The organism is Clostridium hydrogenum (assembly GCF_021432385.1).
Taxonomy (GTDB): Bacteria; Bacillota; Clostridia; order Clostridiales; family Clostridiaceae; genus Clostridium_S; species Clostridium_S hydrogenum.
The window spans coordinates 549,234-575,815 of record NZ_JAEACT010000002.1 but is presented as its reverse complement, the minus strand read 5'-3'; the positions used below and the strand labels follow the sequence as shown (position 1 = coordinate 575,815).

Here is a 26,582-nt window from a genome sequence, read left to right as displayed (position 1 = left end):
GAAGCTCAATATTATTAAGTATAAGGGGGAATCTATTTAGTATGAAAAAACTTTTAGAAATTACAAAGGGAAACAGACTTTTATATATTTTAGCAATACTTGCAACTGGGGTAGCAACTTTTATATCAATGCTTGAACCTCTAGTAATTAAAATCACAATAGATTCAATTATAGGAAACAAACCTATAAATGAAGCTGCTGTAATAGTAAATTTTGTAGAATCACTTGGTGGTAGAACTGTTTTAGCAAAAAATTTATGGGTATGTGCAATATGCCTTGTAGCACTCACAAGCTTGAGAGGAGTTTTTCTATATATACAAGGAAAGCTTTCTGCTGAAGCTACTGAGAGCATGGCGAAAAATATCAGAGTAAAGTTATATAATCATATTCAACGTTTGCCTTATAAATATCATGTAAATGCTGAATCTGGGGATTTAATTCAAAGATGTACTTCTGATGTTGACACTATAAGAAGATTTTTTGCAAATCAAATGGTCCAAATAGGAAAATGCATTTTTATGGTAGTTTTTGCTTTTGTTATGATGCTTTCAATGAATGTAAAGATGACATTTATATCAATAATAACAGTGCCAATTGTATTTGTATTTTCATATGTGTTTTTTTATAAGGTTAAGAGTACCTTTCAGATTGCAGATGAGCAGGAAGGCGCGCTTACTTCAGTAATTGAACAGAATCTAACTGGTGTAAGGGTTGTTAAGGCTTTTGGAAGAGAAGAATTTGAGATTGAAAAGTTTGAAAAGGAGAATAAAAAGTTTAGGGACCTTAACTATAATGTTGCAAAGTTGATGTCAACGTTCTGGGCAAGTTCGGACTTTTTATGTACTTTCCAAATAGGACTTTCCCTTGTTTTTGGAATCTATTTTACTGTTCATGGACAAATAACTCTTGGAATGCTTGTTGCTTTTAACACGTATGTTGGAAGACTTATATGGCCTATAAGACAGCTTGGAAGAATACTTTCTGATATGGGAAAAATGACGGTTTCACTTAAAAGAGTAAATGCTATATTTGCTGAAGAGGAAGAGAAGGAGTATGGAAAGGTACTTGAACCTGAAATTAAAGGGAAGCTTTCTTTTGAAAATGTTAGCTTTGAATATGAAGAGAACATGCCTGTTTTAGAAGATATAAGCTTTAATGTAAACAAAGGAGAGACTGTAGCAATAGTTGGACCTACTGGTTCTGGAAAATCATCACTTATTCACTTATTACTAAGGCTTTATGATTATAAAAGTGGTTCAATAAAGGTAGATGGCGTTGAACTTAAGGATATATCAAGAGAATGGATAAGAAGCAATGTTGGAATTGTACTTCAAGAACCATTTCTTTATTCAAGAACTATTAAGGATAATATAAAAATGGCAAAGCTTGATGCTGATGATAATGAAATTGTTAGAGCAACCTCAATGGCAGCAGTGCACGAGGTTATAACTTCTTTTGAAGAAGGCTATGACACTATTGTTGGTGAAAAGGGAGTTACACTTTCCGGAGGACAAAGGCAGAGAGTTGCAATTGCGAGAACTTTAATAAAAAATCTTCCTATATTGATTTTTGATGATTCACTAAGTGCAGTTGATGCTGAGACAGATAAAATTATAAGAGGTGAACTTGAAAAGAGAAGTAAAGGAGTTACTACTTTTATAATATCTCATAGAATTTCAACAGTTATGGATGCAGATAAAATAGTAGTTTTAAATCATGGAAAAATAGAAGCCATAGGGAAGCATAGTGAACTCATAAAGAAGGACGGAGTTTATAAGAGAATATGGCAGATACAAAATTCAAAAGAAGAAGAAAAAGAAGAGAAACTTGCTTAATTAAAATCAGGAGGTGACGCGAATGGCAAGAATAGAAGAAGATCAAGTTACGCAAAAGTTAAACCTAGGTATATGGAAAAAGTTATTTAGATACCTTACAGATTTTAAAAAGGATTTACTGGTATTGATAGGACTTATGATATTAGTTGCAGGAATGGATGCTGTAATGCCTCTTTTAACTGGCTATGCTATAGATAACTTGGTAGTAAAAGATTCAACAAATAAGCTCGCAATTTTTGCATTAATGTATTTTGCGGTTGTAAGTTTTCAGGCTATAAACGTAAAATTTTTCATAAAACATTCTGGTAAACTAGAAAATTATTTAGCTTATCACATAAGAAAATTAGGATTTAAGAGACTTCAAGAATTATCTTTTTCATATTATGATACTTCATCCTCAGGTTGGCTTATGGCAAGAATGACTTCCGATGTAGCGAGGTTAAGCGAACTTATATCCTGGGGTATGACAGATATGGTTTGGTCAATTGGTGTTATGATTTTCTATATAGCTATAATGGCTTTTTATAACATTAAGCTTACACTTATAAGTATGAGTGTTGTTCCACCATTATTTATAATAGGAATATTCTTTCAAAAGAAGATATTAAAATCCTATAGACATGTTAGAAAGCTTAATTCACAGCTTACAACAGATTTTAGTGAAGAAGTAGCAGGTGCAAAAACTACTAAAACTTTAGTACGTGAGCATGAAAATTTAAATGAGTTTGAATATGATGCAGAAAAAATGAGATTTTCATCAGTAAGAGCAGCTATATTCTCATCCTTGTTCCTTCCAATTGTTATATCACTTGGAAGCATAGGAACAGGTTTTGCAATATGGTTTGGTGGAAATAAGGTTATGGTTAATGGACTTTCTTATGGTACTTTTGTAATGTTTATATCTTATACAATACAATTTTTCGATCCAGTAAGTCAGCTTGCAGGAACTATAGCAGAAATTCAGCAGGCACAGGCATCAGCAGAGAGAATAATATCACTTGTTGAGACTGAACCTGATATATGGGATAAAAAAGAAGTAATAGACAAGTACGGAGATTTATTTAATGCTAAGAAGGAAAATTGGGAGACAATTAACGGTGATATAGAATTTAAGAATTTATGTTTCTCTTATAAAAATGGTCAAAAGGTGTTTGAAAACTTTAACTTAAAGGTTAAGAAGGGTCAAACAATAGCCTTAGTTGGAGAAACTGGTTCTGGTAAAAGTACTATCGTAAATTTATTATGCAGATTTTATGAGCCAACTAGCGGTGAAATACTAATTGACGGTTTAGATTACAGAGAACGTTCACTTTTATGGCTTCAATCTAATATAGGCTATGTTCTTCAAAGTCCACATCTTTTCAGCGGAACTATAAAAGAGAATATAAGATATGGAAAACTTGATGCTACAGATGAAGAGATAATAAGAGCGGCAAAGCTTGTAGATGCTCATGAGTTTATAATGGAAACAGAAAATGGCTACAATACAGATGTTGGTGAAAGTGGAGGAAACCTTTCAACAGGTCAAAAGCAGCTTATTTCTTTTGCAAGAGCTATCGTTGGAAATCCAGCAATATTTGTTCTTGATGAAGCAACTTCCTCTATAGATACTGAAACTGAAAAAGTAATCCAAGATGCTATAAATAAGGTCTTGTCAGATAGAACTAGCTTTGTAGTTGCACACAGACTTTCAACTATAGTTTCAGCAGATAAAATTTTGGTTATACGAAAAGGTAAGATAAGAGAAAGTGGAACTCACGAAGAACTTCTTAGAAATAAGGGATATTACTACAGATTGTATACTAATCAACTTTTACAGGAAAAAGAAGCTGAAAGTGCTAATGTAGTATAAAGCAATGCACAATTAATCTGCATTGAGAAGTGTGAATTGAAAACGAAAGGATGATTAAAAATGAGTATAAGATTACGAGCAGTTACTAAAATTCATATAGGAGAGTTTCAAAATAAAAAGACTGAATCTATGATTCATAAGCGGAAAAATTAATTACATGGGAGCCAGTATAAGGCTGGCTTTCATAGTTTAAAGTGAGGTTTTAATAATGACAATTGAATATGATGGAATAGTTATAAAGTTAGATAGTGAAAAGGAACTAGATAAACTTGATAGCGTTTTAAAAACGATAAAATCAAATAGAAAAGTTACTCTTAAAAGCGAAGTTTATATGGAATTGTATAATTTAACAAGGTTTTTCACTGGAATAAGGGAAAGAAAACATAATAGGTGCTTGGAGGGCAATTCATGTAGACTTTTAAATCTAGATAGTTACTTCTTAATGCAGCAGAGAAAAACTATAAATTAAAAAGTACAGGATAGGGCGGATAAAAGTATCTATAAATGAAATATGGGAAAAATTTAATATTGAAGAAGCATATTTAGTACACAAGGGTGTCATGGAGAGCCGTTAATATCATTATAGTGAATTTAGCGGGACACTTCAGTGGGCTAGATATGTTTTTTATTTAGTACGAAATGGTAGGGGGGGAATTAATGAATAATATTAATGTAAGACTTGAAGAAGAAAAAGATTATCGAACAGTAGAAGAATTAACAAGAGAAGCTTTTTGGAGAGAAGAGCGAATTGAGGAAATAGGTATTGGCGCTACAGAACACTATATGGTTCATTCGCTTCGTAAGAAGGATGGAATAAAGGAACTTGATTTTGTGGCAGAAATAGATGACAGAGTTGTTGGTCATGTAATATATAGCAAAGCACATATCTTGCAGCCTAATGGTGAAAAGATATGTGTACTTAATTTCGGACCGCTAAGTGTATTGCCCAAATATCAAAAACAAGGTGTAGGTAGTGCTCTTATGAAATATTCTATAGAGAGTGCAAAAATACTTGGACATGGTGCCATATTATTTTTTGGGCATGCTACTTACTATCCTCGCTTTGGCTTTGTTGATGCTAGGGAGTTTGGAGTTACAACGGAGTGGGGCGGAAATAATCCTTCGTTTATGGCAATGGAATTAAAAGAAGGATATTTAAAAGATGTGACTGGAAAATATATTGAGGCTCCAATTTATAATGAAAAATTGACTAAAGGACCGGCAAAAGAATATGATAAAAATTTTAAAGTAAGGTGAAGTATAAGTGATTTATGAAGCAAATATTGATGTGAAAAACAAGTTATTCCCCATTTTTGAAGATATGGAGGATACTATGATTCTTTCATGTCTTCAGGGACATATGGGAAAAGCCTATGTTGATAATATTAAAAATCCTACAGCGGCAGAGATTATAGTTGGTGAACTTGTATTTTTTGCTGGAGATCCAAATGCAGAAGCTGCTGCTGAATTGCTTAATAATCTTCCGGCAAATTGTTTTGTAGTTGTAAGTACAGATGGGTGGAAAGATTGTATAGAAAAGATTCATGAAGGTTACGCAAATAAATTTCAGCGATATGCCTTTAAAAAAGATAAAAAGTATTTAAATTATAATCACATAAAGAGTCTTATTTCTATGCTGCCTGAAGGATATGAGTTAAAGAAAGTAGATAAAGATATAGCATATGATAAGTCTTTTCATGAGCTTTCTGAAGATTTTACAGCACAATTTGATTCTATAGAGGATTACCTAAATAGAGGTGTAGGGTTTTGTATTTTACATGAAGGCAAAGTTGTATGCGGCGCATCATCATATAGTGTTTATGATAGTGGAATTGAAATTCAGATTGACACAGATCCAAAGTATAGAAGGAAGGGACTAGCAACAGTTGCAGCAGCAGCACTGATTTTGCATTGTCTTGACAGAGGAATTTATCCTAGTTGGGATGCAGCCAATCTTACCTCTGTTCATTTAGCAGAAAAGCTTGGATATGTAATGGATGGACCGTATGATACGTATCACATTAAAGATAAAAAGTAGGTAGAAATAATGGAAAATGAAAAATATTCACAAGAAAAAATTGATATGTTTTGGAAAGCATTTTTAAAGAAAACAAATAGAGACGAAACAACAAAGTATTTAGAGGCATTTCATTTTGAATTAACTGAGAAATTGGCTAATGAGCTATTGCATTTGGTGTTAGATGGACAAAAGAAGGCTACAGCAAGTAGTTTATGCATGTATGAAATTGAAAATGAGAGTATACCTGAGGTTGGCGATTTAAGTATTGTTACTGATTGGGAAGGTGTACCACGATGTATTATTGAAACTACCAATATAACGATTATTCCGTTTTCAGATATTACTTATGATATTTGTAAGCGTGAGGGTGAGGATGATACATTGGAATCTTGGATTCAGGGACATACTAATTTCTTCAGGGAAGAAGGAAAACAGTTAGGATATGAGTTTAGTGATGATATGCCAGTGGTTTTTGAAGATTTTGAAGTAGTATATCAGGGGGAGATTTAGTACTTGAAAAATCGAAACTGCAAATACAAAGTGTATACTGATAAACTACAATTTGTAGAGCAGAGTACAAAGTACAAAGTACAGAGTACAGTGAGTGATGATTTACCTTTCGCTTCTCTCAGGTAAATCTTAAACTTAAATGTTGTCAGCGTTGCTGAGAACCATCAATGGTGCGATTGCGCAGCAATAAAAAAATAAGTTTTCAGATTTTTCGTAGTGCTAGCGGAGAAAAATCATCCTTCGTTGTACTCTGTGCTCTGTAATCTGTACTCTGCTCTAAAAATACTAAACAAAGTATACTGTATAGAACTAATTATTAAAATTGAGGGTGAATAAATGAAATTAAAAAATATAGATACAAAAAGATTAACTTTAATTCCAATAACCTTACAAGTATCGGAAACTCTTATAAATGGAGAAAATGCTGAGGTTGAAAAACTTGGTCTTAAAGTGAATAAAGCTTGGCCAACAGATGACACTAGGGATATTCTACCCATCATAGTTAAAGTTTTAAAGGAAAACGAACCAAGTGGTTTTGAAACTTGGATGATTGTAAAAAAGGATAATAGTGAAGTAATTGGGGATATAGGTTTTCATGGCGGACCAGATGAAGCTGGCGAAGTAGAAATTGGGTATGGCATAGTTGAGGAAGAAAGAAAAAATGGTTTTGGATTTGAAGCCGCAAGAGCAATTTTCAATTGGGCAATCGAAAGAGAAAATGTTAATGTAATAAAAGCTGATTGTCTTATCAATAATATACCATCTGCTAAAATATTGAAAAGGCTTGGAATGAAGGAAACAAATAGGGATGATGAATTAATTTATTGGAAATATGATAAAATGGCTGTTAATATACTTAAAATATTAGTCAATGAAGAAAAAGCAAAAATAACAGATAATATATTAAGGAATTTGCCAGAGTGGTTTGGTATTGAGGAAGCTATAGTTGAATATGTGGAAGGAGTAAAAAATACTGATTTTTATGCGGCATATGTTTCAAATAAACCTGTTGGCTTTATAAGTATAAAAACGAATAATATATATACTTCAGAGATTTATGTTGTTGGAATACTTAGAGAATATCATGGAAATGGACTAGGAAGAGAATTGTTAAACACATCAGAAAAAATATTAATTGAAAGCGAAGTAAAGTTCCTTATGGTAAAAACTTTGGGAGAATCACATCCTGATAAAAATTATAAAGAGACAAGAAAGTTTTATAAAAAGGTTGGTTTTTATCCATTAGAAGAGATAGAAGAAATATGGGGTAAAGCCAATCCATGTCTCATAATGGTTAAAAATTTAGTATAGAGGTAAGAAATATGGTAAATGTGGATAAGCGAAATAAATTAGAACAAGAATTTTTTTCTTACAGGGTATCAAAGGATAATAAAGTATTTATATATTGGCATGAAAAAATGGTAAAAATTTTAGTGGGAAAAGAAAGTGAAAAATTCTTAAAAAGGATTGAAAGCACTAGTAGCTCTAAAGAAATTCAGTTAATTATGGCAAAGGCCACAGGAAATTTTAAGAGAGGAAATGAAAAAAGATAACAAGCGAAGCTACGGAGGAGGTCCTATAGGTTCATTTGTTATCATAACTTAAGTGTGCAACTAAGCTGGGCATAAGCTTAGTTGCACTTGATGTATATAGATATACCAGTTCGACTATTAAGATTCATTTGTACCATAATGCCCCGAAGACGACATTTTGGTACAAATGAATTTTAAGTTTCGCAATAGTATATCTTTAGTTAAGGCATCGATAAATCTATATAGTATATAATGTACTATTACATTATAAAAAAAAGATGTCTCTAAAATTACTCTTTATTGTATCAATTTTGTAAACTATTATTTAGTTGAAACAGTTTATTTATAGTATTAAAATATATGTAGTAATTATAAAGGTATTGGAGATGTGTTATTTATGGATATTTTAAATTTTTTGGATAAAGTACAAAAATGGGCAGAAGAAGAAGTTATGATAAATTCAATAATATTAGTTGGGTCACATGCACGAGGACAAGCGAGGGAAGATTCTGATGTTGATTTTACTATAATTAGTACTACACCTAAGCTATTAATTGCAGATGAAAAATTCATAAATAACTTTGGAAAAGTAGAAAAAATAAAAAAAGAGAAATACGGTATGGTAACATCCATAAGGGTATGGTATGAGGGTGGAATAGAAGCTGAATTTGGAATAACATCTCCGCTTTGGATTTCTAAACCATTAGATGAAGGAACACTTAAGGTTTTAAATGATGGCTATAGGGTTATTGTAGATAAGAAAAATTATTTTACAAACATAATATTAAGATAAGATACTGTTGTACATTTATAGATAAACCACTTGAAATTTAAATGTTTCAGGTTGTCTATCTATAGAATATATTTTTTCACATCCGCCTATAATAAAACGAATAAGTTAATAAAAACGTAATAGGAGAATATAAATATGGGAAAAGTACTATGCTTTATATATGATGGTATGACTGATTTTGAAATGACATTTGCTTGCCATTTGATAAAGATGTTTGGGGAAAAGGAATTGCTTACAATAGGATATAATAAAGAAAAAGTTTTGGGGACCTCGGGAATTAGTTATATTCCCGATTTAACTGTAAAAGAAACCTTGTTTATCAGTGATGTTGAAGCATTAATTATTCCAGGAGGATGGAATACTGATGACAGGGAAGAAATTTTTTCATTGATAAGAAAACTGCATAATGAGAAAAAACTTTTGTGTGCAATATGTGCAGGACCCATTTATTTAGCAAAGGCGGGTATTCTTAAAGGATATTTGTACACAACAACATTAGATAAAGAATATTTAAAAAATCTTGGAGCTACATATGATCCATTTCCTCGTGAAACCTACGTAGATGAAGGAATTGTACGTGATAGAAATATAATTACAGCAAAGGGAAATTCATTTGTGGATTTTGGTGTGGAAGTATTTGATGCAATGAATTTGTTTGCGGATAACGATGAAAAAAAGCAATGTGCTAAACATTATAAGGGGGAGTAGTTACATATGAAAATTAGAATTAAATATTTTGAAGAGGCAACTAAATTAAAGAAAATAGAAAAGGGAAACTGGATTGATGTATACGCAAATAAAGATGTATTTGTTAAAACTAATGAAAGAGCAATGATTCCACTTGGATTTGCATTAGAATTGCCACAAGGGTGGGAAGCTCATTTGGCACCAAGAAGTTCAACCTTTAAGACTTGGGGAATAATTCAAACTAATTCAATTGGTGTTGTTGATGATACGTATATAGGAGATGATGATCAATGGCACATGCCAGTATACTGCCTACAAGGCAAGCATACGGAGGATGGCATTGAAGGCACTTGGGTAAGAAAAGGAGATAAAATAGGACAGTTTAGAATAATGGAAGTTATGCCAGAAATAGAATTTGATGAAGTTGAAACCTTTGGTAACGCTAATCGCGGCGGATTTGGAAGTACAGGCACAAAGTAAAATTATTGTGAACTATTAAACCAAAGTATAAAGTATAAAGTACAGAGTACAAAGAAGGATGATTTTCTGTAGCAAAGCTACAGAAAATCTTTAACTTATTTTTGATTGCTTACGCAATCGCGTCATTACTGTTGTCAGCTTCGCTGACAACAGTTAAGTTTAAGATTTACCTGACGTAAGGGAAGGTAAATCATCCTTCATTGTACTTTGTACTCTGTACTTTGATTTAGCTGCTTCGCAATATTTATTAATCATGATTTAGCAACCTTTAATGCGACAACCCTATGCCTATCAGGGCTGAAACTAATAATATAATATTTGTAGATACACGTCTTGACATTGCTAATGCAAAACTTATAGCTGCAATTGCAATTGTTTCTATATCTATGCCATTACCTACGAATATTTTAAATACAACTATTATACTAAAGGTAGATATAACAATTACTACACCATCAAGTAGCCCTTGTGTTGCGGGATAGCTGGCAATACGATTATAGCAAGGTTGAACAATTAAGATTAAAAGCGGTGGCAAAAGCAATGCAATGCATGACAATAAAGCACCACGCAATCCAGCAACTAAATAGCATAGACTTACAACCCAAAGTCCATTAGGGCCAGGAGTAATTTGTCCAATTGATAAGGCTTCAGTAAATTGTTTTTGACCTGATAGCCTATAATGTATAAAGTCAGAATGTAAACTAGGTAAAGGTCCATAACCTCCTGAAGAGAATAAAACTGATTTAAGTAAGATCCAAAAAAATACAATCCAGCTCATTTGTTAACCTTCACCTCTTTCTTTGAAATATACCAATAGGCAACAGCAAAGCATAAGCCACCTAAGACATATAATAAAATTACAGGTGGGTTTAAAAGTATATAAATAATTCCACTGCCAATCATTATAACAAGTGTTGTTGCAAAAATAATGTGTTCCCGCTTATAATTTTTTATAATAATAGGTTGTACATTTCTCCAATTGGTAGCTAAAGCTATACCAAAAATAGCAGCAAATACTGTGTGAAGTGCAGAATGTACTTTTGGTGATTTACTAATAGAAGTATAAATTGTAGTTAATGCAATTGTAACTGCTGCACTAGGTAAAATAAGGCCAACCAAAGATACAAGAATTCCTATAGCACCAGCTAACTTTTTACCTATAAGTATGGTGTATGCAATTATATTCATACCTGGGGTTATCTGACACATTCCGATGATATTAGCATATTCTTCATCAGTTATCCATTTATGTTTGTAAATAAATTGCTCTTGGATAAGATATTGAGTTGTAGCACCACCACCGAAGGATGTAAAACCAATTTGTAGCCATGTAAGAAGCAGTTTGGTAATTGTGCAAGTATTTGATTTTGTTTTATTTTGATTAATCATTTTATCTCCTTTTAAGGCATCTTAAAAAAAATAATAAGTCCAAATTGAGAGATAGTTTTGTGCAATACAAGGAACTATAATTCCTTAATACTGGTTGTCTTAGCGTGTTATGGTGACGAAGTAGTACACAAAACTAGCTGAAAGTTGCACTTGTTATTTTCTTTAATATGCCTAAATTAAGAATTTCTTAAATAACGCAATTCTATTATATATCTTATATGTTATAATGTATAATAATACTATTTTATAAATAATCATAACCAAAAGTAATGAATAAAGGATTAATAATTATGGATGAGAAGGATTATAAGTTAATTTTAACACTGTATAAATTGAAAAATATTACAAAGGCATCTGAAAAATTATTTATCACTCAACCTGCCCTCACAAAGAGGATTAAAAAAATAGAAAAAGAGTTGGGTGCTGAATTGCTTATCCGTTCTAAGAAAGGAGTTTTATTTACTCCCTTAGGTGAAAGTATTATCCCGTATATTAGAAATGTAGTAAATACTTTAAATGAGATGCGTCAACATGTATCAGCTAACCATGATTTTATGGGAGGAAGTTTATCTGCAGGAGTTTCATTAAATTATGCTCGATATCGCCTTCCTAAGATTTTAAAAAGTTATACAGAGGCATTTCCAAATGTTGATGTTAATATAATTACTGATCATAGCAAAAATTTATATAATAGACTTAAAAGGGATGAATTTTCCATGGCAATTATACGGGGAGAATATAACTGGGATGAACAAATTATACTATTAGATACCGAACCGATGTGTCTTGTGTGCAGTAATGAAAACGCAAATCTTCCGCTTAATTCTTACTCGTATATTGGAAGAACTACCGATCCCATTTCACAAGGGAAAATTGAGACTTGGATTTTGGAAAATGGCATATCTGTTGACAATACAAAACTTTGGATGGACAATATTGATACTTGCTTAGAAATGGCTAAATACGGATTAGGATGGGGTATTTTCCCCAAAATATGCTTGGATAACTTTGATGGATATATTAAAGAGTTATATTTTTCAGATGGGACTCCATTTTGTCGTAATACTTATATTTTATGTAAAAATTCTTATTACATGTTGCCACAAATTAAACTACTTATAAAATATTTAAAAAATAGTTAATAAGGCATATTAAATTGAGAAACAACAAGTGTTATGTATTAAATTAATGATTTTAGTATTGTATATCAGGTTAATTTTACTAAGCGTTAGGAAATGTACTAATTAGCTAAACTTTGACTAATTAGTACATTTTTTTATTTACTATTGTGTATATACAGTGTATTATGAAATAAATGAAAGGCATGTTTAACAAAAGAATAATTAGGGGGATGAAAATTATGAGAAGCATAAGAACTAAAATATTTTTAGCGATAATATTAAGTTCAATACTAATTGCATTATTTGTTGGGGCAGCAGGTATTATAAATTCAACTACTATGTCAAAGGAAAATTCAAAAGAAAAGATACAACTTAGTTGTGAAAATGAAGCTAATGAACTGAATTTAAAGATTTCAAAAATACAGGCATCAGTAGATACATTAGCAAAGATATCAGTTGATAACTTAGGTGATGTAAATAAATTTTTTACCGACAGTAATTATTTGAACGATTACCAAAATAAAATAGAAGCTATAGCTAAGGAGTTTGGAGAAAATACAGATGGGGCAATGACCTTTTACATAAGATTTAATCCTAAATATACCCCACCAACATCTGGAGTATTTTATTCAAAGGAAAGTGCAAAAGGTGATTTTAAAAAATTAGTTCCAACGGATTTTAGCAAATATGATCCAAGCGATACAGCACATGTTGGATGGTATTACACTCCTATAAAAAATGGAAAAGCAACATGGCTCGATCCGTATTTGAATTCTAATATTAATGTTTATATGATATCCTATGTGGTTCCAATTTTTAAAGATGGACAGACTATTGGTATAGTAGGAATGGATATTGATTTCAATCAGATTAAGGACATTGTAAAAAGCACTAAAGTATATGCTGGTGGGTATTCATTTTTAATTAATGATAACTATAACTTTATGATTCATCCTAAATATACAATAAAGGATAATTTAAATACTGTAGATAAAGGTTCGCTGAAGTTTTTGGCAAATGAGATAAGTAAAAATAAAACTTCAAATAAGATATATGACTATGATTTTAATGGTATCAAAAAAGATTTAGCTTATAAAAAACTTTCTAATGGGTGGACAATTGTACTTGCAGCACCAGAAAGTGAAATTTTTAGGCAGTCTAATAATCTAATTAGAATAATAAGTATATTTATTGTAATTGGCATAATTATAGTTGCAGTAATTTCTCTATATTTTGGAAGCATAATTTCAAAGCCCTTGATTAAAATTACTGGGATAATTAAAAAATCTTCGGAATTTGATTTGACTGAGGATGAAGATTATAAATACTTGATAAAGCGTAAGGATGAAATAGGACAGCTTGCAGAAGCCTTCATGATTATGAAAAAGCAATTTGTAATGATAATCAAAGAAATGCTTAAGAATTCTCAAAATATGAACTCCATGAGTGAAGAACTAGGTTATGCTACCAATGAATTATTATTAAAAGCTGAAGAAATTGATAAAGCAATAGTAAAAATATCAAATGAAATGGAGGAAGCAGGGGCGGCTTCTGAAGAGATAAGTACATCTGTTGAGGAAGTAGATTCTAGTATAAATGTACTTTCGGATAAGGCAATGGATAGCAGCAATAATGCAAATACTTCAAAGAAAACAGCTACTGACATTAAGGATAAAGGAAGAGCTGCAGTTGAAGAAACTAAAAAAATATATGAAGAAAAGAAGAATAAAGCTTTAAAAGCAATAGAAGATGGTAAGGTTGTAGAGAACATAAAGGTTATGGCAGATACTATTTCAGAAATATCTGAGCAAACAAATTTGCTTGCACTTAATGCATCGATAGAAGCGGCAAGAGCAGGAGAACAGGGAAAAGGTTTTGCAGTGGTTGCAGAAGAAGTTAGAAAACTCGCAGAGCAGTCATCTGAAGCCGTGTCCAATATACAGGATACCATTAAAAAAGTTCAAGATGCATTTAAAAGCCTTTCTGATAATGAAAAGGATGTTCTCAATTTTATATATGAAAATGTATATCCTCAATTAAAGTACATGGAGGATATAGGAGATGTATATTACAAGGATTCAGAGTTTGTAAGCAAGATGTCAGAGGAAATAGCTTCTATGACAGAGGAGCTTACTGCAACAATAAATGAGGTAAGTGAATCAGTACAAGGAACTGCAAGAAATGCTCAAAAATCATCTGAAAATACTGAAACAATAAAAATTAGCGTTAATGAAACTACAGATGTTGTAAAAAAGGTAGCAGCAGCATCAGAGAAGCAAGAACAACTGGCTAAGGACTTAGAAAATATGGTAAGAAAGTTTAAAATATAACTGGAACATTGAAATTGCAAATACCAAGTTTATCCTGACAAATTACAATTTAACATAGAGTACGGAGTACAGAGTACAGAGTACAACGAAGGATGATTTTTCTCCGTTAGCACTGTGAAAAATTTGAAAACTTATTTTTATTGCTGCGCAATCGCCCCATAAATGGTGCTCAGCGAAGCTGACAACATTAAGTTTAAGATTTACCTAAGCAAAGCGAAAGGCAAATTATCATTCACTGTACTCTGTACTCTGTCATCTGTACTCTGCTCTAAAAATTGTAATTTAACAGGATGAACTTGGTAAAAGCAATTTTAACTTTTCAAATTGCTTATCTATATATAAATTCTCTTTGTTTGCATTAAAGATGCTTTCGAGGGGATTTTTTTTGCTTTAACAGGGAATTAACTTAAAAGTACATTTTACTTAACAATAGCAGTATAAAATAATAACTGTCAGACAGCTTAAAATTATTATAAGTGTAGGTGAGATACTATGGAAAAAAACAAAATAAATATAACAGCACATGCTGGTTGTATGGGTACCGAGATGGATAGTCTTGAGTCAATAACAGAAGGAATAAAGCATCAGGCTGATATCATAGAAATTGACCTTAATGAAAATGAAAATGAAGAGGGAGAACTTATTTTAAGTCATAACGTACCTGAAGGAGATGTCCAGTATAAAAAATTTGGAGAGGTTTTAGAATTAATAAAAGAACAAAATGTATTATTGAATATTGATGTAAAGAAAATGGAAGTGATAGAAAAGGCTAATAAGATTATTTCAGATTATGATATTGAGAGCAAAACCTTTTTTACAGGGATAAATTTTAAAAGTCTAATTGAAAACATAGACAAGCTAATTGGAAAGAGTTACTTTATAAATCTTGAACCACCTAAACTTGATATATCAAAAATACATACAAAATCATATTTGAATGAACTAATGATGGAAATAAAAAGTTTAAAGGCAATTGGGGTAAATATATTTTATGAATTAGCATCAGTTGAACTTGTAGAAGCTTGTAGGGAGAATGGATTATTATGTTCGGTTTGGACAGTTGACGAAGTAAGTCAAATGGAGAGAATGATAAGTTTAAGGGTAAATTCTATAACAACCAAAAAAGTAGATGTTTTAAAAAATTTATTAGGAGGGAAAAGATGAATAAACGTTTTTTTAGTTATATTATGTTTGCAATATTCATAATATTCTTTTTTATTCCAATTATAAATTTGGCAGTTTTAGCTTTTGCAAATAACTATGATTATCCTACATTTTTACCAACTGCATTTTCTTTTCAGTGGTGGAAATTTGTATTTAGCCAAGAAAATTTATTTGGTGCAATAATCATGTCTTTTGTAATAGCAAGTATAGCCACATTGCTATCAATTGTAATTTGTATACCTGCTGCATATGCATTTGCAAGGTATGAGTTCCCATTTAAGAGGATGTTCTTATTTTCTTTTCTTTTATCAAATGCTTTCCCTAAAATAGGCTTGTATGTAATGATTGGAGTTATGTTTTTTAAGCTAAATTTAATGGGAACAATGAGAGGCGTAGTATTAATCCATATAGTAAATACCTTGATGTTTATGACTTGGATACCAGCGGGGGCATTCAAAAGTATACATAAGGAACAGGAAGAAGCAGCACTGGATGCAGGAGCAACCCCTTGGCAGACTTTTATGCATATTACATTGCCACTTGCTATGCCTGGAATTATCACAGCTTCAATATTTACTTTTTTAGCATCGCTTGAAGAAGCTCAAGGAACACTTTTAATTGGAATGCCAAATATAAAAACTTTATCTGTATTGATGTATTCAGTAATAACGGATTATCCAGCTACTGGAGGCGCAGTGTTTGCAATAATACTTGTTATACCGACAATAATTTTACTAATGGTGCTTAGGAAATTTGCAGGAACTAAGGCTCTGTCTCAGGGCTTCACTATGAAATAAATAGGAGGCAATTATGAAGGAAAACAAAATTAAAGTTTCGCTTAAGGGACTTACAAGAAAATATGAAAATGGAGATGGTATTGAAAACATTAATCTTGACATATATGAAGGTGAGCTTTTAACATTACTTGGCCCCTCTGGGTGTGGAAAAACCACTTTATTAAGAACTATTGGAGGCTTTTTAAAGCTGGCTTCAGGGAAAATTATGCTTGATAACGAAGATATATCTAAGCTGCCTCCAGAAAAAAGGCCTACAGCAATGGTATTTCAAAGTTACAATCTATGGCCTCATATGACAATATTTGATAATTTGGCTTTTGGATTAAAGATTAGAAAGATAAGTAAGAATCTAATTGAAGCTGAAATTAAAAAAGTGTTAGAACTTGTGAAAATGGAAGGCGTGGAGAAAAAGTATCCATCTCAATTATCAGGTGGTCAGCAACAAAGAGTTGCTATAGCAAGAGCATTACTTTTAAAACCATCCTTACTACTTTTAGATGAACCATTTTCTGCACTTGACGCAAGAATCCGTGCTCAAATGAGAGAAGAACTAAAAAAAATACAAACAAAACTTGGCATAACAGTTGTCTTTGTAACTCACGATCAAGAGGAAGCAATGACGCTTTCAGATAGAATAGTTGTTATGAATAAAGGAAAATTTGAACAAATAGGAACTCCAAGTGAGATATATGATAAACCTAAATCCAAATTTGTCGCAGGGTTTATAGGAAACATGAATTTCTTTGAAAAAGGCAAGGAAGTTATAGCAGTAAGACCAGAAAATATACTATTAAGAAAAGAAGCAAAAAGTAGATATATAGGAGCCATAGAAAATGTGATGATTTTAGGACATTATGCAGAAGTAAATGTTAAAACTGAAGCAGGTACAGTAAAATCTTATATTTCAAGGGAAGAAGCAAGCAATTATAAAGTAGCTGAGACAGTTTCAATTCTTTTTGAAAAATATCATTCATATTCAAACTAACCCATAATCAAAGATAAACTACTCTGAAACTTGAAATTTATTTGTAGCAAAATACCGTTTTCTGGGAATTATGGTGCATATAAATTCAATAGTTGAAGTAGTTTATCTAAAAGTTAAAATATAAATAAATTTAAAAGGAGAGAAACCCATGATAAGAAAAAAAATTTTATCAACAGTGTTAGTAACATTAACTACAGTATCTCTATTATTAACAGGATGTGGGCAAGCTAGTAAGACTAATGGAGCAGCTAAATCAGCAACTATTAATATTTATGCAGGTGGTTCTGATAATGTAAGGACAACTTGGGAATCAGTAATAAGTGCCTTCGATGCTAAAAACCCTAATATTAAAGTTAAACTTCAGTTTATACCATCTGGTACAGGTGCTCAATCAGCAATAGACAAAGAAATTGCAGCAGAAAAAGCAGGACAAAAGCAAACAGATATGGATATTATAGAAGCTTCTGATGATGATATATCAAGATTATTTAAAGAAGCAGGAAAAAATACACTTACAACTTTGACTTCAAAAGATATTCCTAATATAAGCAATATTAAATTTAAGTCATCATCCGGTGGAGATAAAGCAATGGTATTTAGAGGAACAACTGTAGTTTTAGCGTATAACTCAGATAAGGTAAAAAATGTTCCTAAAACAGATAAAGAATTATATTCTTGGATAAAAGCTCATCCGGGAAGATTCGCATATAATGACCCAACAACAGGAGGAGCTGGAGAATCCTTCTTAGTAACAGCAGTTTACAATAGTTTACCAAAGGAAGCTATTATGTCAGATGATACTAAGTGGGAAGCTCAGTGGACGGAAGGATTTAATTTGCTCAAAGAACTTCATCCATATATGTATAAGGCTTCAGGCAAAGTGCAATATCCAGTAAAGAATCAAGGAACTTTAGATTTGCTTGCCAACGGACAAGTTGACATTATACCAGCATGGGCAGATATGACACTTGATGCTTTAGATAAAGGTACACTTCCAAAGTCGGTAAAAATAGCGCAAATACAACCAGAGCTTAATGGCGGTGGTGAGGATTTGGTTATACCAAGTAAATCAAAGAATAAAGAAGCAGCAGAAAAATTTCTAGATTTTGTAGCGTCTGCTGATGGTCAAGGAATATTTGTAAGTAAAATGAAGGCTATACCGGTAATAGACGAGGCTAAGCTTCCAAAAGCATCAATAAAAGTATTGCAAGGATTACAGATAAGTAAATTTAGAGCATATAGTATTGGAGATTTAAGCAAAGATCTTAATAAAAAATGGCAGGATGAAATTGCTACGTTAAACTAAAAACTATTGAAAAGTAAGTATATTGCAGGATATTAAATAAAATTTATAAATCTAAGGTAAAAAACTTTAAAAGCCTAAGACGTTCCAATAACTCGCTGAAAAAACGCTCAGACAAATGAAACCTCTAAGCCTTTTAAAGTTTTTTACCTAAGATTTATAAAATTTTATTTAAATCATCCTACAACACACTTACTTCTCAATGTACATGGTTTTAAAGGAAAAAATTCCTTCGTGCCTACGGAATTTTGGAATAAAAACAGGAACTGTTGCAATTGTATAAACAATAAAAATAAGTTGTAAGATTTTTCGTAGTGAAATGGAGGAAAATCATCATTCTTTGTACTCTGTACTTTATACTTTGTACTTTGGAAAAAGTTCAAAGCTTGTTTTTAAAATAAATATTATGGAGGATGTTATGGAAAGAAATTCTAAGTTAAAGCCACTTTTATTGGTACTTCCATCTTTTATTATAATGGTAGTAGTAATAATGATCCCCATTTTAAATTCATTAATATTGAGTTTTCATGATGAAAAGAAAAATACTTATGATTTATCAAATTATCAAAGCATTTTTAGTGACAAAGGACAAGTTAGTAATATAAAATATACTTTGTATATAGTGGTAATTACTGTAATACTTTGCATGATAATATCATTTGCTTTTGCACTTTATTTAAGATTTAGTACAAGTAGAGTAGCACATATATTAGAAAAAATATACATAATACCTAAATTTGTACCATCAATAGTAGCAGTATATGCTATTATGTTAATAATTAAAGACACAGGCGTTATAAATAGATTTTTGCTTGTATTTGGCATTAATTATAAGCCTGGTATTATGTTTACTGCAAAAGGCATAATTTTAGCTAATTTATGGTTTAACATACCTTTTTCAACTATGCTTATACACTCAAGTTTAACTGGGATATCAGATTCTATAATTGAGAGTGCAAGAGATATAGGGGCAAATAAGCTTACAATTGCAGCTAAAGTAATATTCCCATTATCTTTAAGGACAATTATGATAGCAGCTATATTTGTGTTTATGGGAAACATAGGAGAATTTACGACTCCATATTTAATGGGAACAAATTCACCGAGAATGCTGGGGGTTGCGCTTCAGCAAGAGTTTGGAACTTTTTATAATTTACCAAGAGCGGCGGCTATGTCTGTTATGATGTTTATAATTTCGGCAGTGGTGGGTTCCTTTTATATAGCATCAATGATGAAAGAAGATAAATGGGCATCTAGGTCTTAATTTTTAATTAATTAAATGTTTGAAGGGTATCGATAATATGGAAGAAATATTAAACTGGAATTTAAAAATAAATAAAGGTGACAACAAAACACAAATAAAGAAATCCTTTAGGGTAAATAGTGGGATTCAGAAGCTAAAAATAGAATTTAGTTATAGTAATGAATTTGTAGAAAAAAAGGAAGATATTAAACAGGCCTTTGATTTAAAGGAGACAAGAATTTTAGAAGATGAATTTTTAAAAGGGTATAATAAAATAAATAATTTAATTACTATGTCCATTTATTGCAAAGAAACATATGTAGGATGTGCGCATAGGCATGATAGTAAACAGAATATAGTGATATCAGAGTTTGAAAGTACACCTGGTTTCATAAAGATGCCAATTGAAGATGGAGAGTGGCAAATAATACTTTCTGTACATGCAGCATATTCTGATAATATTTGTGTAAAAGTTTTGGTAAAGGAAATTATATAGGAAAGGGTTATAATTATGGGCTTAAAGTGGATAAAAATACTTACGCATATACATACTTTAAATTCGGATGGAAAAGATACTTTGGAAGCTATGGCAGAGGCGGCGAAAAAACATAATATTGATGCGATATGCCTTACGGATCACAATACTATGGCGGGTTATGAGAATTTTGATAAGGTATATGAGGTGAACGGTGTAAAAATAATAAAGGGTATTGAATATACAACTTTTTATGGACACATAATTGCAATAGATGCACCGTATTATAGGTGGGAAAATATAAATAAAAAATCTTTAAATGAACTTGTAGATTATGTGCATAAAAATGATGGAATAATAGGAATAGCACACCCAAGGCAGCTTGGTGATCCAGTATCTACCGGGGCAACCTTTGAGTTTGAAAATGTTGATTTTAAAAATATAGATTTCATTGAAACCTGGCATCGTGTAATTAATGAGTCAAATGAATGGGAGAGAAATGAAAAATTTTGGCTTGATAAGATAAATGCTGTGGGCAAAATAACATGTTTATACGGTGGAGATTTTCATGCAAAGGAGAATTTTGATAAAAGCAGTGCTGTAAATTGGCTTTTAATAGATGAAAATAAAGAGTTCCTTGAAGCGGTAAAAGAAGGAATTAGGTGTGGGAGATTAATAATGTCAAAGGGAGTATGCTTTGATATGACGCTTGAAAATAACAATGAAATTTATAATATAGGAGATACTGCTTTATTAAGTGAAAAAGAACAATATAGGGTCACAATAAAACCATGTGAATTGGTAAAGGATATTTCTATGAAAGTATGTATAGTAAGCAATGATGGCATATTAGCTGAAGCTAAGTACGATGAAAAATGCAATATTCAGTTTAAGCTTTATGGGGATAAGAGAGTTAAATGGATAAGGGCTAAAATAATAGATTATAGAAGTAATGATACAATAGCTATAACTAACCCCATTTATTTTAAGACAAGGAAAGAAGTGGACTAGTATGCTTTATTTAAGTGTAAAACAAAAAATAGAGAATATGATTGAGGATGGAATATTAAAGGAGGGAGATAAGCTCCCATCAGAACCAATCCTTGCAAAAGAGTTAAATGTATCAAGATCTACATTGAGAGAAGCTATTAAACTTTTACAAATACAGGGTTTGTTAATTTCCAAAAATGGCATTGGAACTTATGTGCAAAAGAACAGAGCACTTATGAGCAATTCACTTAATTTACTTCAGGGTACTAATTCGATGATAGAGCATTCTGGAATAAAACCAGCTGAAGCAGAGGTAAATATATATGAACTTGATATGATAGAGGAATGGAAGGAAAAACTTAATTGCGATGGAAAGGCAATTATTATTGAAAGAATAAGAAAAAGCAATGAAATAAAGGCAGCGTATACTTTTAATATATTTCCTCATAATATTGCTAAGGATTTTTTTAAGGACGGAATTTCGGGTTCATTATTATCGTTTTTAAAAGAGAAAATGAATATAAATATAAGTTATGCTTTTAGTGAAATTTGTATACCAAATGACAGTGAAGTTTTTTATAAGAAAGCTGTAAGTCAATTAGGAGAAAAGACTATTTTGCTTAAGCAGCTTCATTTTGATATTAATGATTTGCCTATTTTTTATTCCTATGATTATATGGATAATAATTATGTTAAGTTTTATGTAAAAAGAGACAATAATTATTAATTTTGCATGGCTTGAAATTTATACAGGTATGTGATAAACTAACTGTAAAATTAAATGAATTTTACCTAGGGTAGAGGTGCTGCAATTATAAGTACTTGTCTTTAGCCAGCGGGCAGTGATGGACAAGAAAAGGAATTACAGCCGAAGAAAGCATTCTGGCAAGGGTGCCTTCTGGTTTTGTATAGAATATATGCAGGACTGTCACTTGAAATATTTATATAGTGGAGAGCTACAAGGTACACGCGTATTGTTAATATTGAATATAATAGTAACAGCAAGGGTGTTCCTTTGCTGTTACTTTTCATGTGAATATTTTTAGCCCAGGTAGAAGAAAGGTGGATATATATGAAAATTGAAGGCGTTTTATTACCAATTATTACTCCTTTTGAAAATGGGGAAGTAGATTTTGCTTCCTATAAAAAATTGATACAGAACTATACAAGTAAGGGTGTTTCAGGACTTATGCCGCTTGCAACTACAGGAGAAACCCCAACATTATCAGAGTATGAATATGAAAGTATACTTGAAAAAACAGTAGAATATACTGAAAATAAAGTGCCATTGTATATTGGCTTTGGGGGAAACAATACAGAAAAAATGGCAAAGAGTATTAAAATGTTTGAAAAATATAAAATTCAAGGAATATTATCGGTATGTCCATATTACAATAGACCTAGCCAGAAGGGTATATATGAACACTTTAAGAGGATATCTGAGTCTACAGCTTTGGATATAGTCCTTTATAACATACCTTATAGAACTGGCAGAAATATTGAAAATGATACTGTAAGAAAGCTTGCAGAACTCAAAAATATAGTTGGTATAAAGGATGCTTGCGGAGATTTTAATCAAACAACAGACCTTTTACTTAATAGACCAAAGGATTTTTCAATATTAACAGGAGAAGATGCATTTTTCTACAGCACATTAATGCTTGGTGGAGATGGTGGAATAATGGCTTCAGCACATCTCAATGCAGAGAAGTATGTAGAAATATTTAATAAAGCTAAGCAAAACGACCACGAAGGTGCATTTGAAATTTGGAAGAAAGTAGCGCCTATAATACCATTGTTGTTTGAAGAACCTAATCCAGCTCCAATTAAGTACTGCTTAAGTAAGCTTGGTTTAATAAAATCGCCAGAAGTTAGATTGCCTTTAGTTGAAATATCAGACGAATTAGCTAAAAAAATAAATAACATTCTATAAATAGTTATCCACATTTGTGCTAAAATAAATAGTATGAATGTGGATATTTTACATTTTAAACACATTTTAAGCAAAGATTTTATACATCATGAACTGATAATTATGTTTATAGAAGATAATTCTATAAAAAATTAGTTTATGGAGGGATTAATTATGAATAAGAAAAAGATATTTGGAACGTTAACTGCAGCATTTGTAATTACGATTAGTACATCCGTAATTGCTTTTGCAAGTCAAAATGCAACACAGTCAACTAAGGATGTTGTTAAGGTAGAAACTCAAACTGTAAAAAATCAAAGTCAGAATCAGAGTACGATAGCAGCAGCAACTAATACTAGTGCTAGTAAGGGTTTTAATATGACTAGTGACAAGGCCATAGCAATTGCCAAACAGACTATAAAAAATATATATGGCGTAGATCTTGATAAGGAAGGAATTACTCAAGTAACGTTTTATTGGCCAAAGGATTTTAATAATGGAGTAGATAATACTGATGAATTGATAAAAAAAGGATTTAATACGCCTGTTACTTTAGAATTTTGTAAGCCTAATGATTCTTCACTACCAGATTATATTGATGCTAGTGCTAAAGTTGCTATTTCTTTAAGAGATGGTAAAGTTAGAGATGCGGAAGTTTACAATAATATAGATAGAAGGTTAAAGGGCAAATATGATGATAATAGGGTTAAAAGTGTAATTGCACAATTTTTAAAAGATAAAGGCTTTGATACAAATTACACAGGCATAAGAACTGGTGGACCAGATACTTGTGCAGTAGTTCCATATAGTGCTGCATATGTTGATTATCCTGATGGTGTAACTAAGTGGGTACAGGTTAATATATTAAATTATACGGTAAATGGCTACGGAGAATCTTTAAATAAAAAGTTTTTAAACTAAAATTAATTTATACCAAAATGTTTGAAAGACAGCATTTTGGTATAAATTAATTTCAAGTTTTACATTTATTTATTTTAGGAAGAAGGATTGATAATGAAAATATTAATAGTTGAAGATGATGTCCCAATTTCTGATTTAATAAAGCTAAATTTAAGTATGTCAAACTATGATAGTAGACAAGCATATAATGGCAAAGAGGCTTTGGATATGATCGAAGAAGAAACCTTTGATTTGGCGATTATAGATGTAATGCTGCCAAAGGTAGATGGATTTACTTTGTTTAAAAAAATTAAGGGGTATAACATTCCTAGTATTTTTTTAACAGCAAAGGATTCAATCGCAGATAAGGTATATGGGTTAAAAATGGGTGCCGATGATTACATGACAAAGCCTTTTGAAGGTGTTGAACTGCTTGCAAGAATTGAAAATGTACTTAGGCATTATAATAAAGTGGAAAATATACTTAGGTATAAGTATATAGAAATTAATTTGCAAGAAAGAACTGTGAAACAAAATGGAGACTTTGTAAAACTTACACTTAAGGAGTTTGAGCTTATTTTAATTTTAGTGCAAAATAAGAATATTGTACTTACAAGAGAAAGATTGCTAGAAAAGATATGGGGGTATGACTATATAGGTGAAACAAGAACCATAGATAGCCATATCCAACGTATTAGAAAAAAATTGAATTTAAAGGATGATATAAAAACAGTGTTTGGATTAGGATATAAGCTGGAGGAATAAATGAAACTTTGGGAGAAGATATTTTTATGTACTTTAATAGTTTTTGAAGTATTTTTTGTATCATCAAGCATGTATTTAATACATAGAAGCTTTGAACGTAATTTACAAAACGAAATAAATATAGGTATGATTGAAGAAAATAAATTTTGTGATTCTATAAAACTTTCAATTAAGTTTTTTGAAGATAAAAAAAATCCACCTAGTGATGATTTGAAGGTGGATAAGAAAAGTATAGATTCTATGGTATGTGCTTATGCAAGTTACTTTAATGATAGAAATGTATATTTGTACATAAGTGATAAAAATAACAAAACTATATTCACCAATTTTAAAGAGAAAATTATAAGTAATAAAAGTATATGGAATATTTCATTTAATAGTTATAGTTACTTTATACATGATATAAATAAACATACATATTTGTTTGTAAATAAAAAAATTAATTTAAATAAAAATATTTATAAAATTACATATGTAAAGGAAATTTCGCAAGCATATGAAGATGGAAAGTACTTATATAATGTTTTAATAAAGGCCAATATAGCAATATGTTTGATTTTAGCTGTAGTTATGATATTGCTTAGTAAAATTATAATTAGGCCTATAGATGAGCTTGTTAAATCTACAAAAAAAATATCCAGTGGGGATTTTTCTGAAAGGGTCAAAATTAAATCACATGATGAAATTAGTAATTTATCAATAAATTTTAATTGTATGGCACAGGTAATAGAAGATAAGATAAATGAGCTTGAGAGAATTTCAGAGGATAAGCAAAGATTTATAGATGATTTATCACATGAGCTTAAAACACCGCTTACTTCAATAATTGGATATGCTGATTTTTTAAGAACAACTGATAAATATGATGAAGAAACACATATAAAATGTTTAACGTACATATATAAAGAAGGAAAAAGGTTACAAAAACTTTCTTTAAAGCTTAGAGATTTGATTGTATTAAGAGAAGAAAAGCCTATAATGAAAATGGAAAGAGTACAAGAGCTTCTTCGAGAGGTACAGGCTTTAATTACACCTAAATTAAAAAGTAAAAATATTAAGCTAATAATTAAGGCACAAGATTTATGTATAAACATGGATAGGGAGCTTATAATAATTTTAATAACAAATCTTGTGGATAATGCAATAAAGGCGTCTCAAGATGATGGTGAAATATATATAAGAGCATATGTTAAGGAATCTCCTGTTATTGAAATAGCAGATAACGGAATTGGAATTCCAAAGGAAGATATAAATAAGATTTTTGAGCCCTTTTATATGGTTGATAAATCAAGAGATAGAAGTAATAATGGCTCAGGACTTGGACTTTCAATATGTGCACAAATTTCTAAGATTCACAATGCTAAACTTGAAGTTGAAAGTGAAGTTAATAAAGGGACAAGGATTGCTATAAGATTCTTAAACGAAAATTAAATATAAAAGCATACTTATCCACATTTATGCTAAAATATATAGTATGAATGTGGATGATTTTTTTGAAA

General features: G+C 31.1%; 27 protein-coding genes and 1 riboswitch. Of the genes, 25 read left to right on the top strand and 2 right to left on the bottom strand.

The window, feature by feature from the left end; genetic code table 11:
* Positions 1–41 precede the first annotated feature (41 nt).
* The 11 genes from CUEA01_RS02670 (at position 42) to CUEA01_RS02620 (ending at position 9,709) form a co-directional block, all read left to right on the top strand.
* Complete coding sequence (locus CUEA01_RS02670) at positions 42–1,835, top strand: ABC transporter ATP-binding protein (RefSeq protein ID WP_234117598.1); 1,794 nt, start codon at positions 42–44, stop codon at positions 1,833–1,835.
* Positions 1,836–1,857: 22 nt separating this feature from the next.
* Positions 1,858–3,687, top strand: a complete 1,830-nt coding sequence (locus CUEA01_RS02665) for an ABC transporter ATP-binding protein (protein WP_234117596.1) — start codon at positions 1,858–1,860, stop codon at positions 3,685–3,687.
* A gap of 208 nt (positions 3,688–3,895) precedes the next feature.
* Positions 3,896–4,156, top strand: coding sequence for a hypothetical protein (locus CUEA01_RS02660; RefSeq protein WP_234117594.1), 261 nt, complete (start codon positions 3,896–3,898; stop codon positions 4,154–4,156).
* A 188-nt stretch (positions 4,157–4,344) separates the two neighbouring features.
* Entirely contained in the window at positions 4,345–4,944 is a 600-nt protein-coding gene (locus tag CUEA01_RS02655) for a GNAT family N-acetyltransferase (protein WP_234117592.1), read from the top strand.
* Between the two features lie 7 nt (positions 4,945–4,951).
* Positions 4,952–5,725 (top strand): GNAT family N-acetyltransferase, encoded by a 774-nt coding sequence (locus CUEA01_RS02650; protein ID WP_234117590.1) that lies wholly within the window; start codon positions 4,952–4,954, stop codon positions 5,723–5,725.
* 9 nt (positions 5,726–5,734) lie between these two features.
* A complete protein-coding gene (locus CUEA01_RS02645; RefSeq protein WP_234117588.1) occupies positions 5,735–6,217 on the top strand; it encodes an ASCH domain-containing protein in 483 nt (160 codons plus the stop codon).
* Positions 6,218–6,553: 336 nt separating this feature from the next.
* Positions 6,554–7,528: a GNAT family N-acetyltransferase gene (locus CUEA01_RS02640; RefSeq protein ID WP_234117586.1), complete on the top strand. Its 975-nt coding sequence runs from the start codon at positions 6,554–6,556 to the stop codon at positions 7,526–7,528.
* Positions 7,529–7,539: 11 nt separating this feature from the next.
* Complete coding sequence (locus tag CUEA01_RS02635; RefSeq protein WP_234117583.1) at positions 7,540–7,770, top strand: hypothetical protein; 231 nt, start codon at positions 7,540–7,542, stop codon at positions 7,768–7,770.
* Positions 7,771–8,146: 376 nt separating this feature from the next.
* The gene (locus CUEA01_RS02630; RefSeq protein WP_234117581.1) at positions 8,147–8,542 is read left to right on the top strand and encodes a nucleotidyltransferase domain-containing protein; all 396 of its coding nucleotides are present in this window, start codon (positions 8,147–8,149) and stop codon (positions 8,540–8,542) included.
* 135 nt (positions 8,543–8,677) lie between these two features.
* The gene (locus CUEA01_RS02625) at positions 8,678–9,250 is read left to right on the top strand and encodes a DJ-1/PfpI family protein (protein ID WP_234117578.1); all 573 of its coding nucleotides are present in this window, start codon (positions 8,678–8,680) and stop codon (positions 9,248–9,250) included.
* A gap of 6 nt (positions 9,251–9,256) precedes the next feature.
* Positions 9,257–9,709 (top strand): dUTP diphosphatase, encoded by a 453-nt coding sequence (locus tag CUEA01_RS02620; RefSeq protein ID WP_234117577.1) that lies wholly within the window; start codon positions 9,257–9,259, stop codon positions 9,707–9,709.
* A gap of 268 nt (positions 9,710–9,977) precedes the next feature.
* Here CUEA01_RS02620 and CUEA01_RS02615 read toward each other — a convergent pair whose 3' ends face one another.
* Positions 9,978–10,487, bottom strand: coding sequence for a chromate transporter (locus CUEA01_RS02615; protein ID WP_234117576.1), 510 nt, complete (start codon positions 10,485–10,487; stop codon positions 9,978–9,980).
* The gene (locus CUEA01_RS02610) at positions 10,484–11,098 is read right to left on the bottom strand and encodes a chromate transporter (protein ID WP_234117575.1); all 615 of its coding nucleotides are present in this window, start codon (positions 11,096–11,098) and stop codon (positions 10,484–10,486) included. The genes CUEA01_RS02615 and CUEA01_RS02610 overlap by 4 nt, the downstream gene beginning before the upstream one ends.
* 269 nt (positions 11,099–11,367) lie before the next feature.
* Here CUEA01_RS02610 and CUEA01_RS02605 point away from each other — a divergent pair, with 269 nt between their 5' ends.
* The 14 genes from CUEA01_RS02605 to CUEA01_RS02540 all read left to right on the top strand — a co-directional run bounded on the left by CUEA01_RS02605 (position 11,368) and on the right by CUEA01_RS02540 (position 26,514).
* Positions 11,368–12,240, top strand: coding sequence for a LysR family transcriptional regulator (locus CUEA01_RS02605; RefSeq protein ID WP_329603962.1), 873 nt, complete (start codon positions 11,368–11,370; stop codon positions 12,238–12,240).
* Between the two features lie 218 nt (positions 12,241–12,458).
* Positions 12,459–14,549 (top strand): methyl-accepting chemotaxis protein, encoded by a 2,091-nt coding sequence (locus tag CUEA01_RS02600; RefSeq protein ID WP_234117573.1) that lies wholly within the window; start codon positions 12,459–12,461, stop codon positions 14,547–14,549.
* Between the two features lie 492 nt (positions 14,550–15,041).
* The gene (locus CUEA01_RS02595; RefSeq protein WP_234117572.1) at positions 15,042–15,713 is read left to right on the top strand and encodes a glycerophosphodiester phosphodiesterase; all 672 of its coding nucleotides are present in this window, start codon (positions 15,042–15,044) and stop codon (positions 15,711–15,713) included.
* Entirely contained in the window at positions 15,710–16,510 is an 801-nt protein-coding gene (locus CUEA01_RS02590; protein ID WP_234117571.1) for an ABC transporter permease, read from the top strand. The genes CUEA01_RS02595 and CUEA01_RS02590 overlap by 4 nt, the downstream gene beginning before the upstream one ends.
* Positions 16,511–16,523: 13 nt before the next feature.
* Positions 16,524–17,495 carry an ABC transporter ATP-binding protein gene (locus CUEA01_RS02585; protein WP_234117570.1) on the top strand — a complete coding sequence of 324 codons (972 nt, stop codon included), beginning with the start codon at positions 16,524–16,526 and terminating at the stop codon, positions 17,493–17,495.
* A gap of 148 nt (positions 17,496–17,643) precedes the next feature.
* A complete protein-coding gene (locus CUEA01_RS02580; protein ID WP_234117569.1) occupies positions 17,644–18,801 on the top strand; it encodes an extracellular solute-binding protein in 1,158 nt (385 codons plus the stop codon).
* 415 nt (positions 18,802–19,216) lie between these two features.
* On the top strand, positions 19,217–20,062 hold the full coding sequence (locus CUEA01_RS02575) for an ABC transporter permease (protein ID WP_234117568.1): 846 nt from the start codon (positions 19,217–19,219) through the stop codon (positions 20,060–20,062).
* Positions 20,063–20,099: 37 nt separating this feature from the next.
* Positions 20,100–20,537, top strand: a complete 438-nt coding sequence (locus tag CUEA01_RS02570) for a hypothetical protein (RefSeq protein ID WP_234117567.1) — start codon at positions 20,100–20,102, stop codon at positions 20,535–20,537.
* Positions 20,538–20,552: 15 nt separating this feature from the next.
* Positions 20,553–21,527, top strand: coding sequence for a CehA/McbA family metallohydrolase (locus CUEA01_RS02565; protein WP_234117566.1), 975 nt, complete (start codon positions 20,553–20,555; stop codon positions 21,525–21,527).
* 1 nt (position 21,528) lies between these two features.
* The gene (locus CUEA01_RS02560) at positions 21,529–22,233 is read left to right on the top strand and encodes a GntR family transcriptional regulator (RefSeq protein WP_234117565.1); all 705 of its coding nucleotides are present in this window, start codon (positions 21,529–21,531) and stop codon (positions 22,231–22,233) included.
* Between the two features lie 63 nt (positions 22,234–22,296).
* A riboswitch (Lysine riboswitch) is annotated at positions 22,297–22,473 on the top strand.
* 105 nt (positions 22,474–22,578) lie between these two features.
* Positions 22,579–23,439, top strand: coding sequence for a 4-hydroxy-tetrahydrodipicolinate synthase (gene dapA, locus CUEA01_RS02555; protein ID WP_234117564.1), 861 nt, complete (start codon positions 22,579–22,581; stop codon positions 23,437–23,439).
* Positions 23,440–23,592: 153 nt separating this feature from the next.
* Positions 23,593–24,339 (top strand): hypothetical protein, encoded by a 747-nt coding sequence (locus CUEA01_RS02550; protein WP_234117563.1) that lies wholly within the window; start codon positions 23,593–23,595, stop codon positions 24,337–24,339.
* 87 nt (positions 24,340–24,426) lie between these two features.
* Positions 24,427–25,083 (top strand): response regulator transcription factor, encoded by a 657-nt coding sequence (locus tag CUEA01_RS02545; protein WP_234117562.1) that lies wholly within the window; start codon positions 24,427–24,429, stop codon positions 25,081–25,083.
* Positions 25,084–26,514, top strand: coding sequence for a sensor histidine kinase (locus CUEA01_RS02540; RefSeq protein ID WP_234117561.1), 1,431 nt, complete (start codon positions 25,084–25,086; stop codon positions 26,512–26,514).
* Positions 26,515–26,582 lie beyond the last annotated feature (68 nt).